At 58.3% G+C, this 11,897-nt stretch carries 16 protein-coding genes; 12 read left to right on the plus strand and 4 right to left on the minus strand.

Going from position 1 to position 11,897, the window contains the following annotated elements; all coding sequences use genetic code 11:
* Positions 1–60 precede the first annotated feature (60 nt).
* Positions 61–417: a hypothetical protein gene (locus NMB39_RS19060; RefSeq protein WP_494340241.1), complete on the plus strand. Its 357-nt coding sequence runs from the start codon at positions 61–63 to the stop codon at positions 415–417.
* Here NMB39_RS19060 and NMB39_RS19065 read toward each other — a convergent pair.
* A complete protein-coding gene (locus tag NMB39_RS19065; RefSeq protein WP_494340240.1) occupies positions 385–1,029 on the minus strand; it encodes a DUF3223 domain-containing protein in 645 nt (214 codons plus the stop codon). The two genes, NMB39_RS19060 and NMB39_RS19065, sit on opposite strands and share 33 nt — an antisense overlap.
* Before the next feature lie 142 nt (positions 1,030–1,171).
* Here NMB39_RS19065 and NMB39_RS19070 point away from each other — a divergent pair, with 142 nt between their 5' ends.
* Positions 1,172–1,573 (plus strand): hypothetical protein, encoded by a 402-nt coding sequence (locus NMB39_RS19070; RefSeq protein ID WP_494340239.1) that lies wholly within the window; start codon positions 1,172–1,174, stop codon positions 1,571–1,573.
* On the opposite strand, the gene NMB39_RS19075 is transcribed toward NMB39_RS19070, so the two are convergent.
* The gene (locus NMB39_RS19075; protein ID WP_494340238.1) at positions 1,554–1,745 is read right to left on the minus strand and encodes a hypothetical protein; all 192 of its coding nucleotides are present in this window, start codon (positions 1,743–1,745) and stop codon (positions 1,554–1,556) included. The two genes, NMB39_RS19070 and NMB39_RS19075, sit on opposite strands and share 20 nt — an antisense overlap.
* A gap of 78 nt (positions 1,746–1,823) precedes the next feature.
* On the opposite strand from NMB39_RS19075, the gene NMB39_RS19080 reads away from it, so the two are divergent.
* The 4 genes from NMB39_RS19080 to NMB39_RS19095 all read left to right on the plus strand — a co-directional run bounded on the left by NMB39_RS19080 (position 1,824) and on the right by NMB39_RS19095 (position 5,209).
* Positions 1,824–3,872: a DNA cytosine methyltransferase gene (locus NMB39_RS19080; RefSeq protein WP_494340237.1), complete on the plus strand. Its 2,049-nt coding sequence runs from the start codon at positions 1,824–1,826 to the stop codon at positions 3,870–3,872.
* 45 nt (positions 3,873–3,917) lie between these two features.
* Entirely contained in the window at positions 3,918–4,433 is a 516-nt protein-coding gene (locus NMB39_RS19085; protein ID WP_494340236.1) for a hypothetical protein, read from the plus strand.
* A gap of 82 nt (positions 4,434–4,515) precedes the next feature.
* Positions 4,516–4,851 carry a hypothetical protein gene (locus NMB39_RS19090; RefSeq protein ID WP_494340235.1) on the plus strand — a complete coding sequence of 112 codons (336 nt, stop codon included), beginning with the start codon at positions 4,516–4,518 and terminating at the stop codon, positions 4,849–4,851.
* A 49-nt stretch (positions 4,852–4,900) separates the two neighbouring features.
* The gene (locus NMB39_RS19095; RefSeq protein WP_494340234.1) at positions 4,901–5,209 is read left to right on the plus strand and encodes a phiTE_015 family protein; all 309 of its coding nucleotides are present in this window, start codon (positions 4,901–4,903) and stop codon (positions 5,207–5,209) included.
* A gap of 35 nt (positions 5,210–5,244) precedes the next feature.
* Here the strand turns inward: NMB39_RS19095 and NMB39_RS19100 are convergent, their stop codons facing one another.
* Positions 5,245–5,487 (minus strand): hypothetical protein, encoded by a 243-nt coding sequence (locus tag NMB39_RS19100; protein ID WP_494340233.1) that lies wholly within the window; start codon positions 5,485–5,487, stop codon positions 5,245–5,247.
* A gap of 117 nt (positions 5,488–5,604) precedes the next feature.
* Between NMB39_RS19100 and NMB39_RS19105 the strand changes: the two genes are divergently transcribed.
* The 6 genes from NMB39_RS19105 (at position 5,605) to codA (ending at position 9,741) form a co-directional block, all read left to right on the plus strand.
* Positions 5,605–5,832, plus strand: coding sequence for a hypothetical protein (locus NMB39_RS19105; RefSeq protein ID WP_494340232.1), 228 nt, complete (start codon positions 5,605–5,607; stop codon positions 5,830–5,832).
* Positions 5,829–6,041, plus strand: coding sequence for a helix-turn-helix transcriptional regulator (locus NMB39_RS19110; protein ID WP_044483140.1), 213 nt, complete (start codon positions 5,829–5,831; stop codon positions 6,039–6,041). The genes NMB39_RS19105 and NMB39_RS19110 overlap by 4 nt, the downstream gene beginning before the upstream one ends.
* A 63-nt stretch (positions 6,042–6,104) precedes the next feature.
* Complete coding sequence (queD, locus tag NMB39_RS19115; RefSeq protein ID WP_003190259.1) at positions 6,105–6,461, plus strand: 6-carboxytetrahydropterin synthase QueD; 357 nt, start codon at positions 6,105–6,107, stop codon at positions 6,459–6,461.
* A gap of 77 nt (positions 6,462–6,538) precedes the next feature.
* Positions 6,539–6,988 carry a GNAT family N-acetyltransferase gene (locus NMB39_RS19120; RefSeq protein WP_057024217.1) on the plus strand — a complete coding sequence of 150 codons (450 nt, stop codon included), beginning with the start codon at positions 6,539–6,541 and terminating at the stop codon, positions 6,986–6,988.
* A gap of 183 nt (positions 6,989–7,171) precedes the next feature.
* Positions 7,172–8,440, plus strand: a complete 1,269-nt coding sequence (codB, locus tag NMB39_RS19125; RefSeq protein WP_057024218.1) for a cytosine permease — start codon at positions 7,172–7,174, stop codon at positions 8,438–8,440.
* Positions 8,441–8,490: 50 nt separating this feature from the next.
* On the plus strand, positions 8,491–9,741 hold the full coding sequence (gene codA, locus NMB39_RS19130; RefSeq protein ID WP_057024219.1) for a cytosine deaminase: 1,251 nt from the start codon (positions 8,491–8,493) through the stop codon (positions 9,739–9,741).
* Here the strand turns inward: codA and NMB39_RS19135 are convergent.
* Entirely contained in the window at positions 9,738–11,888 is a 2,151-nt protein-coding gene (locus tag NMB39_RS19135; RefSeq protein WP_494340231.1) for a lipase family protein, read from the minus strand. The two genes, codA and NMB39_RS19135, sit on opposite strands and share 4 nt — an antisense overlap.
* Positions 11,889–11,897: the final 9 nt, after the last annotated feature.

The following is an 11,897-nucleotide window of genomic DNA, read 5'->3' on the forward strand; positions in this document are numbered from 1 at the left end:
AGCAACGCAAACGTCAAACCTGGCTCGCACTGCCGGCCAGCGGAATAGAAGAGGTAGGACATGGCCAAGACTGTTCAGGAACGATCGGCCAAGGCTGCGCAGAAGCGCTTGGCGGTCGCCGAGAAAGAATTGCGGCACAAGGTCAGGCCGGGTATCGAGCAGGCAATGGAGCGTATCCGCCTCCGTGGCCAGGTGCCGATAATCAGCGAAGTTCTGCAGATCGCCATCATGAAGATGGACTTGATGGCCGACGGCGAGTTGATCACCTTCTTGAGTTATCCGCGCCACGAAATCGTTATTAACGAAAACGTGGCGCGAGATTTTCACGATCAGAGCTTGGCCGAACTAAGGCGCGATCCAGGTGATGAGATTGTAGACCCACAGTTACTTTGCAAAAATCTCAAGTCTTGCTACTGATTCATGATAGAGAATAAAAGCCTGCTCCATTGCTGGATCTAAAAACCTCGTGACATATTGACTATTCTCACTTGGGGTCAGCATAGACTCATGAACCTGAAGCTGGTTCAACTCTATGAACCCATTAACAATATCTTTGAACCTTGGCTCGGTATGTCGATAATTTGAAGTTTTGAAAGTTGTGTCAACCCCCGTTTTTATGCAAGGAAAGTGACCTCCGGACTTCTCAAAAATAGCTTTTTTCTTGGCCGTCAAGCCCGCGTCAACGGAGTATCGACAAGCAGAGTAGAAGCTCTGCTCCGTCGTAGGGGCCTTTGCCTCGATGCATGACTTCATCCCAAAATCAGTATCCCCATGGTCTCCCACCCAGCTCACATGAAAACAACTAGTTGGCCAGTTTTTAGATTTTTTTTTCAAGAAATAGCCAAATTCGAATTCTGATTTTTGAATTATATCTGGGCTTCGTTGAAACAACTCATACAAAAGACCTTCGTCCTCTGGCAAAACTCGCTCACCTTCCTTATACCTTTTGAGCATTTTAGAGAAAAACTCTTTGGCTTCGCTTGTTGTATCAAACGTTTTACTAGGTAAAACAATTGGTTTTGCAGCCACTGGGCATCTCCTCGTCTATGTTCCATTTACCTATTGTACTCATAAAAAAAAGCCTGCTTGACCACCTGAATTTACTCAAACTTCGCCCGCCCCATTTGTCGCATCCGGTAACCGGAGGACGGCGCCTGACCGGAGATAATCCATGACCCACAACTGCGCGTACGTCCGGCAGCACTATCAGGTGCCAGCCGAAATAGGCCGCCGCGTCATTGCCTACGGGAAGCCCGGCGTCATCCTGGCAGATCGCGGCCACTACATCGGCGTGGTGCTGGATGAAGACCCGAAGAAGCGCATCGGCAACTACCACCCAACGCACGAAATGCAGTACGGCGAAATGGCCGAGACGCTACCGCTCAAAGAGTGGCTGGTCCTGCCGTTCAAACATGACTGGGACGATCTCGCCTGGGACCGGGAAGCCCGCGAAGATCTGGTCAGGGTCTGGGCCGCCACTCGCAGCCAGGCCAGATACAAAGCCTATGAGCGGCTTCAGGATTACTGCCACAGCATCAAGGCGATGCTCCACTTCAAAGTTCGGCGCGCCTGATCTGCCTTGTCGGCTCCGTTCTATAGGCCAGTTCCCGCCACCGCGCAAGATCGGCGATCAACTTAAGCCCTTGGCGTAACTCGGCTTCGAGCGCCTCATCAGGAAGGCTCAGCAGCCGGACAACCTCATCGCCTATCAGGCGTATCGCTTCCACATCGGTTTTCGTGCTCATCGCAGTCACCGTCAGGTTTTTGCTGAGTGCAAATCATCAACCCAATTTACGAATCACGCCAGCCGGCGAGGATCCCCTATGTCCGCACAACAGAAGAAACACCCCTTCGATTTCAAAACCCAATACGGACTCGGCTTCAACCCTCAGGACGATGAGATCGTTGTCGACTTCTTCTGTGGCGGGGGCGGCGCCGGGGCTGGCCTGGAAATGGGCCTGGGCCGCGCGGTGAACGTGGCGAAGAACCACAGCCCGCAAGCAATCAGCATGCACACGGTGAATCACCCAGGCGCCCAGCACTTCACCACCGACGTGTTCGAGGGAGACCCGGACACCGAGTGTGGCGGCAAGGCCGTGGGCTGGTTCCACATGTCGCCGGACTGCACGCACCACTCCCAGGCCGCCGGCGGCCAGCCGCGCAAGCGCGAGATCCGCAACCTGTCATGGATCGGGCTCAAGTGGGCAGGCATGAAGCGCCCTCGGGTCATCAGCTTGGAGAACGTGAAGCAGATCCTGCAGTGGGGTCGCCTGATCGCCAAGCGCGACAAGGCCACCGGCCGCGTGGTGAAACTCAGCGGCGACGTTGCGGGACCTGGTGAGGTTGTGCCGGTGGGCCAGCAGTTCCTGATCCCGGACCCGAAACAGCGGGGACGAACCTGGCGCCGCTTCGTGGCTTTGCTGGAAGCCATGGGCTATGTCGTTGAGTGGAAGGTAATTCGGGCATGCGACTTCGGCGCGCCCACCAGCAGGGAACGCCTGTTCATGATCGCCCGGTGCGACGGTCAGCCGATCGTATGGCCAGAGCCAACTCACGCCAAGAACCCCACCAAGGGCCAGCAGAAGTGGAAAACAGCCGCTGACTGCATCGACTTCAGCGACCTGGGCAAAAGCATATTCGGCCGCAAGAAAGACCTGGCTCCGGCCACCCTGCGCCGTGTTGCCAAGGGCATGAAAAAGTTCGTCATCGACAGCGCGTCGCCGTTCATTGTGCCAATCGCCAACTGGTCGGGCGAGACGGTTCAGTCTGCCGACGAGCCGCTGCGCACTGTTACCTCCTACCCGAAGGGCGGCGCATTCTCGGTGGTGAGCCCTGTGATTGCCCCGGCAACGCACCAGGGTAGCGACCGAATCAATGACCCGCTCGACCCTCTGCCCACGGTGACGTGCGCAAACCGAGGCGAGCTGACACTGATCAGCCCAATGATGGTTGGAGCCGGCGGTCCTGAGTACTCCGGCAAGCCGGTGGGCATGGACCAACCAGTAGGCACGCTGATGACACAGAACCATCGAGCGCTGGCTTCGGCATGCATCGTCCAGGCTGGGCACGGTGAGGGGGCCGGCGCAAATAAACGCCGCTCCCACGGGATCAACGACATCTGCGGCCCGGTGGGCACCGTCACTGCAAGCGGCGGCGGCCAGTCCGTCAGCACGGCGGTGATGATCCAGGCCAATGGCGGATTCAACACCACGCACGCCAAGGGCATGCACGAACCCATGACCACGGTGACCAACACCGGCAGTCAGCAACAACTGGCGGTGGCGAACCTGGTGCACTTGCGTGGCAACTGCGATGCGCGGGACCTAAACGACCCGCTGCACACCGTCAGCGCTGGCGGCCAACACCACGGGTTGGTCAGCGCCTTCATGGAGCGGGCTTTCGGTGGCAGTGTTGGCCAGGGCCTGGATGATCCGGCACCGACGATTACGGCCGGCGGCGGTGGCAAGAGTTCGCTGGATTCGCTCACGCTCTCGCCTGAGCATGAAGCCGGGGCCCTGCGGGTCGCGGCGTTCCTGATCAGCTACTACGGAACCGAGAACATCAGCGCCTGTGACTCGCCGGCACCGACGATCACCACAAAGGACCGCTTGGCCATGGTCACTGTTATGGTCAAGGGCACGCCCTACGTGATCGTCGACATCTGCCTGCGGATGCTGAAGCCGTCCGAGCTGTACAAGGCCCAGGGCTTCCCTGCCGACTACATCATCACCCACGGTGCGGACGGAAAGCCGTTCACCAAGACCCAGCAGGTGCACATGTGCGGCAACAGCGTCAGCCCACCGCCGATGGCAGCACTGGCACGCGCCAACGATCCATGGCGCACCGAGCAACGACAAGCACACGCCGCGTAACTCCCCCACTCCACCGCCCGGGCATGGCCCGGCAAGGAAAGTACTGTGCACGAAGTAAAGCGTTACCAATTCAAGGGTGCGGCCGGCGAATACGTCTATGCCGCCGACTTCGACCGAGTAACCGCCGAGCGTGACGCCCTGCAAGCCCTGCTGACCGCAGCGGATGAGCGCTGGGACGAGTTGGTTAGTGCGGTACGGTCAATCAACCGCAGTCCGCACTACATGGTCAAAGCGATTGACGACGACCAACCGCAGTACAGGCAGCGCAAGGAATGGATTGATTGGGTGCTTGGGCTTTGTGATGCAGCGCCTACCTCCAGTGAGCGATCCAACAAGGACTACGCCATCGAGCACGCCGAGTACATGGCTCAGTCAGCCGATGACGTGTTGGCGAAGTTCCAGGCATATGGCCTGGCTCTTCTAGCCGTCGATGAGGGCGGCGACGACGGCGAAGGAGAGCTGCTCGAGAATATCGACTCAACCCGCGGCGATCTGCAGGAGTCGCTGGTAGATCTGCGCAGCATGGTTTACGAGTTCCGCAAGCGAAGCGCCAAAACCTGACAGGAGTACATCCGTACTCCACCCGCAAAACCTGTAACCCCTCCCCCTTCAAAGTCAGCCGCTATAGCGGCAAGGAACCGGCATGTCCCTGGATCGCAACGAGGTTCGGGCTCTGTTCGCGAGCGCGAAGCTCGACTACACGGTGCTCACTCCCAAAAACATGCAGCGCCTACGCACGCTGATCAATGAGCAGATGAAGGCAAGCGGATGCTTCAAAGACACTTTCCGTTGCCGGCAGCGCTCAACAATCGGAGTCGGTTACGCCGAGCTCCGGTGCAAAGCATTTTACTTTGACTCAAGGGAGGCAGTGACATTCAACTGCGATGGGTTCATCGGCTTTGCGGGGTGGGCCGACGAGAAGAACGTCCAGCCGGTGCTGGCCGGCTTCAAAGAATGGGTCAAGGAGCTGACGCCATGATCGCCACCCTCTGGTTCGCCTACGTCTTCATCTACCGAGGGCCCAGGCCATGACGCAGACAATGCGGGAACAGTTCGAACAAGCCTTCAGCGACGACAACGGCAAGATGCCAGTGGCTTTCATCAAACTGCAGCGCCTTGGCGATAGCTACAGCGTGCCGCGTGTTGCCCGGGCCTGGTACTGGTTCAAACGCTCTCGCGAAACTCTGGTGCTGGACCTGCCAACGGTTGGCCCTTCGCCGGAACCGCCGGAAGACGCAATCGACGACAGCTGGCTGGATGCCCACCACGCCAAGATCCAAATGCGCAACGCATGCTTCAAGGCCATCGACGCCGCCGGCATCACGATCAAGCCCTAACCCCAATCCCCCTACATGCCTGCCGGTTAGCGGCGTTAGCGCAATTGACTGTCGACCCAACGCTCAGCAGCAGCCATGGCCTCGCCAAGCGCGGCTGGATAGTCCGTCCATGGCCCGGAAAGCTCAGCAGCAACCTCGCCGAGCCCATGAATTGACGCTGGTTCAATGATCCATGCTGAAACCGGAGCGGCGTCGTTCGGGCGCCGCCAATCGAACTTGAGAAATATCGTGTGCCCCCGATAAGCGTGGGCAATGGGCATATCGAGATTATGTGCCACACGCCTCCCTGACGCCTGAACGAAGTTGAACGTTATTTGTAGTTGTTCTTCGCTTCCTTTTCCATAGAGGCATATAGCCATCTACCACGGCCGCCCCGCGCGGCTAGGACACACCCCATGTTCGCTATGAAACTCACCCTGATACTGCTGGGCGCTTTTCTGTACCTGGTAGGAACCATCGGCTGGTTCGGCTGGCTCGGGCTCGACCTGCTGTACACCGGCACCACCGAGGCACTGCTCTACGCATTCGCCGGCACATGTGCCTGGCTGCTGATCAGCTTCGGCCTGGCAATCCACATCATCAAGACAGCGCGGCCCACGGCGGGCGCAAGGAAAGAGCCATGAACAGAGCAGAGAACATCGATCGCTTCCTGCGCCTAGATGAAGTGCTTCATACGACCGGTCTGGGGCGGAATACCGTTTATCGTCGGATCAGGGAAGGCACATTCCCAAAACAGGTTAGAATAGGCCCCAACTCGGTCGCCTGGCGCCAGTCGGCAATCGCTGAATGGATGACCTCAATTACGCCCAGCAACGACCAATCAGTACATTGATCAGTACACCAAAATCTGACAATCGCACAGAGCCCTTTAAAACCCTGCCCTACAGGTTATACCGTGGAAATCTTCAAGGAATTTACATTCGAATCCGCCCACCGCTTGCCCCACGTGCCGGAGGGCCACAAATGCGGGCGCCTGCATGGGCATTCGTTCAAGGTCGCGATCCACCTGAGCGGCGACCTGGATCCCCATACCGGCTGGATTCGCGACTTTTCGGAGATCAAGGCGATTTTCAAGCCGCTCTACGAACGCCTCGACCACAACTACCTCAATGACATTCCCGGCCTGGAAAACCCCACCAGCGAAGTGTTGGCCAAGTGGATCTGGAATGAATTGAAGCCCTTGCTGCCCGAGCTCAGTGCGATTCGTATCCATGAAACCTGCACCAGCGGTTGCATCTATCGCGGCGAGTAGGCGATCACGTGTCGGAAAACCACCTGCGGGTGGTTTTTTCGAAGTGCCAGTGGCATCTTTCAGAGGAGTTCATTGCAATGATGCGCCCCGCCACTGTCGATGATGTGGCTGCCATTGAGGCCATCGCCCAGGCTGCTTACTCGCCTTACATCTCGCGCATCGGCCGCAAACCCGCGCCGATGCTGGAAGACTATCGCCAGCGAATCGAGGCCGGTGGCGTACATGTGATGGACCATGCGGGGCAGGTCCAAGGCTTTATCATCCTGCTCGATACCGACACTGGCCTGCTGTTGGATAACCTGGCCGTGGCACCGGATGCCCAAGGCCTGGGGCTGGGGCGCGTGCTGATGGATTTCGCCGAGCAACAAGCAGCCGACTCTGGCTACACGCACATCTACCTGTACACCAATGAGGCCATGACCGAGAACATCGCGCTATACACTCGTCGTGGGTATGCACAAACCCATCGGGCCGTGGAAAATGGTTTGCGCCGGGTGTACATGAGCAAATTTCTACAGGCGATTTAACAGATCCAACTTGTGTCACTTGCTGCACCGTTTTCGCGCTTGACCGGCAACTCTGGCATGACCCTCTCTGCGACACCTCCTGGTTTGACTATAAATACGCTGCACAACCTGGGCGCATTACTGCCTCTGACTTGGCACGCACGCTGCAACAGGCCTGCGTCACTCATTCAGGGAGCAACCCACATGACGCAGCAGGAACCAGGCAACGATTACCCCCTCAGCGAAGTCCCCTTGCATGCGCGCAAGGGCCTGGCATCCACAGCCATGGTGCTGCTGGGCTTCACGTTTTTTACCGCGACCATGTTTGCCGGCGGCAAGCTTGGGGTAGCGTTCAGTTTCACCGAGATGCTCGGCGTCGTGGCCCTGGGTAACCTGTTGCTGGGTATCTACGCCGCAGGTCTGGGTTACATCGCCTTCAAGAGCGGCTTGAACTCGGTGTTGATGGGGCGGTTCTGCTTTGGCGAAGTCGGCAGCAAGCTCAGTGACTTGATCCTGGGTTTTACTCAGATTGGCTGGTATGCCTGGGGTACTGCCACGGCGGCCGTGGTATTGGGCAAGTATTTCGAATTGAGCCAGGGCAGCGTGCTGGGGTTGATGGTGGTGTTTGGCTTGCTGTTCTGCGCCACGGCCTACGTGGGGTATCGCGGGCTGGAAATCCTGTCCTATATCGCCGTGCCGGCCATGGGCATATTGCTGGTTCTGTCGATGTGGGTAGCGACCGTGAAAGTCGGCGGCCTGGATGGCCTGCTGGCGGTGGTGCCAACCGGTGAACTGGACTTATCAACGGCGATCACCCTGGTGTTCGGCACCTTTGTCAGCGGTGCAACCCAAGCCACCAACTGGACGCGCTTTTCACGCTCGGCCAAGGTCGCGGTGCTGGCCAGCCTGATCGGTTTTTTTATCGGCAATGGCCTAATGGTGCTGATCGGTGCTTATGGCGCCATCGTCTATCAGCAACCGGATGTGGTGGAAGTCCTGCTGCTGCAGGGGTTCGCCATGGCGGCGATGGCCATGTTGCTGCTCAATATCTGGAGTACCCAAGACAATACCATCTACAATTTTGCCGTCGCCGGCTGCAATCTGCTGCGCACCCGACGCCGCAAGACCGTGACACTGGCCGGTGCGGTGATCGGCACCCTGCTCGCCTTGCTCGGCATGTATGACATGCTGGTGCCATACCTGATCCTGCTGGGCACGGTGATCCCGCCGATTGGCGGGGTAATCATGGCGGACTTCTTCTATCGCTATCGTGGCCAATACCCACGCCTGGCGCAAGCCCGCCTGCCGGCGTTCAACTGGCCCGGTCTGGTCGCGTATGGGGTGGGCACCGTGCTGGCGTTCAACTCGCCATGGGTCGCTCCACTGGTGGGAATTGTTGCCGCGTCGCTGACCTATATGCTGCTCAGCGCCATACTACGTGCAATGACCGCCGGGACATCGGTATCGCCCTGAGGATCCGGCGGCTGTCTGCCTGATTGTTTTTAGCCAAGAGGAACTTGACCATGCACATCATCAATGCCCGCCTGCGCAACCGTGAAGGCCTGCATGATCTGCACCTGGAACACGGCCGGATCGCCAGCATTACTGCGCAAACCGGAATCCCGACACTCACGAGCGGCGACCTGGACGCCGCCGGTAACCTGGTAATACCGCCCTTCGTAGAACCCCACATCCACCTCGACGCCACCCTCACCGCCGGGGAACCGCGCTGGAATATGAGCGGCACGCTGTTTGAAGGCATCGAGTGCTGGGGTGAGCGCAAGGCCACTATTACCCTGGAAGACACCAAGACCCGCGCCAAAAAAACCATCCAGGCCCTCGCCGCCCACGGCATCCAGCATGTGCGCACCCATGTCGACGTCACAGACCCGGACCTCACTGCACTCAAGGCCCTGCTGGAGGTGCGTGAAGAAAGCTCGCACCTGATCGACCTGCAAATTGTCGCCTTCCCCCAGGAGGGCATCGAGTCGTTCCGCAATGGCCGCGAACTAATGGAAGAAGCCGTTCGCCTGGGCGCCGACGTGATCGGCGGTATCCCCCACTTCGAATACACCCGCGACCAAGGGGTCAGTTCGGTGAAATTCCTCATGGACCTGGCCGAACGCACGGGCTGCCTGGTGGACGTGCACTGTGACGAAACCGACGACCCGCACTCACGCTTCCTCGAAGTCCTCGCCGAGGAAGCCCGCAGCCGCGACATGGGCGCGCGGGTCACTGCCAGTCACACCACGGCCATGGGTTCCTACGACAACGCTTACTGCGCCAAACTGTTCCGTCTGCTGGGGCATTCAGGCATCAGCTTTGTCTCCTGCCCCACTGAAAGCATCCATCTGCAAGGTCGCTTCGACAGCTTCCCGAAACGCCGGGGTGTCACCCGTGTCAACGAACTGCTTGAGGCCGGCATGAACGTGTGCTTCGGCCAGGACTCCATCGTTGACCCCTGGTACCCCCTGGGCAACGGCAACATCTTGCGGGTCCTGGAAGCCGGCCTGCACATCTGCCATATGCTCGGCTACCGTAACCTACAAAGTGCCCTTGACCTGGTGACCGACAACAGTGCCAAGGCCATGGCCCTGGGTGACCGATATGGGCTGCACGCCGGTCGCCCCGCCAACCTGCTGATCCTGTCCGCCGACAGTGACTATGAGGTCATTCGCAGCCAGGGCTTGCCGCTGTACTCGATCCGCAACGGCAAGGTGCTGATGAAACGGCAGCCGGCGCAGGTGGAGTTTTTATATAACCCGGCTGGCTAGACGATAGAGTCGATGTCCAGCGTTTGCGCCTTTGCCTGATCATGGTGTGCAGGCGGCGGAATGCTGGCAAATTGGGCAAACTCGCGGTTTTCAGGGTGACTGAACCAACGTTTGAGGCTCGATTGCAGGTGCGCAGACTGTGCTTGACTGCCGTAGACGTCGCGAGCTTCAAGGCGACGCCAGCGCAGGGTTGCCAGGCGCTCGCGGCTGGTGTGCAAGCGGTCGATCTCGGCGTTCAAGGCATCGCTAGGCTCATAGCTGCGATCATTGGCTGGACGCTGGCGGGCAAGTTCACGCCGTTTGGCTCTCAATTGCTCGCGCATGTCTTCGAGAGCGCGGTCGAGCAGCTCAAACTCCCTCAAGGTCACCAGGGGGCCTTGACGATCCAGGGCTTGCTGCCAGCGTCGCAGTGTGGCCCAGGCTGCAGGGATGTAGCTGGTGGTCATGAAGTGTTGGCCGGCCTGAAAAAGCTGCCGCAGCAGATTGTCACGGTCGGGCATATCGCCCTGGAGTTGCAATGCGCGATGACAGCCCGCCTCCTGGATGGACTCACAGCCAGGTTTCCATAGCACTGAAGAATGGGTGCCGTCCGGGAGCGTGATCGGCATGAAGTGATGTTGCTCACCGTGATGTTGATAGGGGTTGCCGCCCACACGTACCAGCCCGGCGGCGAACAATAGGCCACCGGGTGCAGGGGCACTGAATAATGTGATGGCCCCGGGGATCCAGAGTTTGGCGGTGGTGTTCATCCAACGCGCCGGAACGCTGGGGACGGGGTCGTTGTGGTTGACGATGCGGTGATGGACCAGGGATGAGGCGCCGGCGATAAACTCGGAGTCGGCGGCGCGAGGGGCGCCGTAGGTGTAGAGGAGAACGTCGTAGTTAGCATCCGGGGTTCGGCGCAGCCCTTCGGCCAACAGCAATGCAATAGCGCCGCCAAGGCTGTGGCCGCAAATCACAATACGCTGGCCAATGTGGAATTGGTCAAGGTATCGCAGTACGAAATCACGCATAGCCCGGTAAGCCTGGTAGAAGCCCTCGTGGACTTTACCAACGCCGTCGACGAAAGCCACTTGATGGGCGTCCGCGTCACGTAGCGCATCAGCACCGCTGACGGTTCCTCGCACGGAAATCAGGATGACCTGGTCGTGGTGAGTGATGAACGCCTGGGTGTCGGTGCCAAATTTTTCGTCATCGAAAAAATGCAGGCGTGCAGGGTGTTCCTGCTCGTCCTTTAGTTCCGGGCGATTCTGGGGATATAAGTCGGGATCGAAAGGCAGGATTTCGAAACGCTGGGAGTATGGGACTTCTTCATAGAGCGGATAGAAACGCTGCGTTTGCTTCGGATCGATTCGCCAGGCTTCGTGATACACCGACAGCTGTTCAGCGAACAGATTTCCAACGCTTGGATCCAACGGAAACCGGACCTCCTTTAAGGGGTTTTCTCGAGGGACTTGCCCAAAGTCGCAATAACTCAACGCAGCAAACAATGCCAGCTGAAACACATTCAGGGCACAGATGTTGTCTTCGACAGATAGCATTGGGCGCAAGGCCCGCAATGGCCGTACCTCGAGAATGGTGTGCTTGTTTGGAAACAGCACGATACCCGCTAATGTTGGCTCGGGCGGGCCGAATCCCAGCTCGGCCATCATTTTCAATGCATGACGTTTGGGACGATGGGTACGAGGCGTTATCGGAGGCAAGTGGGCGACATGTCGAACCAGATCTCTGACTTCGACTTGATAGAACCGGTCAGCTTGTAGTTGAGCAGGATTGGCTTCAACACGACGCCCACTGGACGTAGAAAATTTAGTCTGCTCTGCCCGAACTTGAAGCTCGCTGATAGGAAGTGGATACATCGGCCGCATCATTAATCGGCGATATGGCTGTTCTGCTCCTGAATAAAGTTCGTCAAAAACAAGAACCACGGGACCGCTATAAATATCTTGTAACTTGGCGCCCCCCTCACCGTTCAATCTACCTTTGTACTGCTGTCCTGCACTGTCGTGAACGGTATACGGCAGACCGCCATACATCGTTCCTACTCCGACTTCGTCGACTAAGCAAAAGCTCACCCACTGCCCTCGTAATGAACAAGCTAGCGTGCTATCACTGAAAAATGATCGCTTCCTTGCGTCCATGCACATGGCTCACTC

It is taken from the genome of Pseudomonas sp. FBCC-B545 (assembly GCF_059134095.1).

What these genes read in the sequence shown, in the direction of transcription:
- NMB39_RS19060 (WP_494340241.1), top strand. Translation starts at nt 61, where the DNA reads ATGGCCAAGACTGTTCAGGAACGATCGGCCAAGGCTGCGCAGAAGCGC.
- NMB39_RS19070 (WP_494340239.1), top strand. Translation starts at nt 1,172, where the DNA reads ATGACCCACAACTGCGCGTACGTCCGGCAGCACTATCAGGTGCCAGCC.
- NMB39_RS19075 (WP_494340238.1), bottom strand. Translation starts at nt 1,745, where the DNA reads ATGAGCACGAAAACCGATGTGGAAGCGATACGCCTGATAGGCGATGAG.
- NMB39_RS19080 (WP_494340237.1), top strand. Translation starts at nt 1,824, where the DNA reads ATGTCCGCACAACAGAAGAAACACCCCTTCGATTTCAAAACCCAATAC.
- NMB39_RS19090 (WP_494340235.1), top strand. Translation starts at nt 4,516, where the DNA reads ATGTCCCTGGATCGCAACGAGGTTCGGGCTCTGTTCGCGAGCGCGAAG.
- NMB39_RS19095 (WP_494340234.1), top strand. Translation starts at nt 4,901, where the DNA reads ATGACGCAGACAATGCGGGAACAGTTCGAACAAGCCTTCAGCGACGAC.
- NMB39_RS19105 (WP_494340232.1), top strand. Translation starts at nt 5,605, where the DNA reads ATGTTCGCTATGAAACTCACCCTGATACTGCTGGGCGCTTTTCTGTAC.
- NMB39_RS19110 (WP_044483140.1), top strand. Translation starts at nt 5,829, where the DNA reads ATGAACAGAGCAGAGAACATCGATCGCTTCCTGCGCCTAGATGAAGTG.
- NMB39_RS19120 (WP_057024217.1), top strand. Translation starts at nt 6,539, where the DNA reads ATGATGCGCCCCGCCACTGTCGATGATGTGGCTGCCATTGAGGCCATC.
- codB (WP_057024218.1), top strand. Translation starts at nt 7,172, where the DNA reads ATGACGCAGCAGGAACCAGGCAACGATTACCCCCTCAGCGAAGTCCCC.
- codA (WP_057024219.1), top strand. Translation starts at nt 8,491, where the DNA reads ATGCACATCATCAATGCCCGCCTGCGCAACCGTGAAGGCCTGCATGAT.
- NMB39_RS19135 (WP_494340231.1), bottom strand. Translation starts at nt 11,888, where the DNA reads ATGTGCATGGACGCAAGGAAGCGATCATTTTTCAGTGATAGCACGCTA.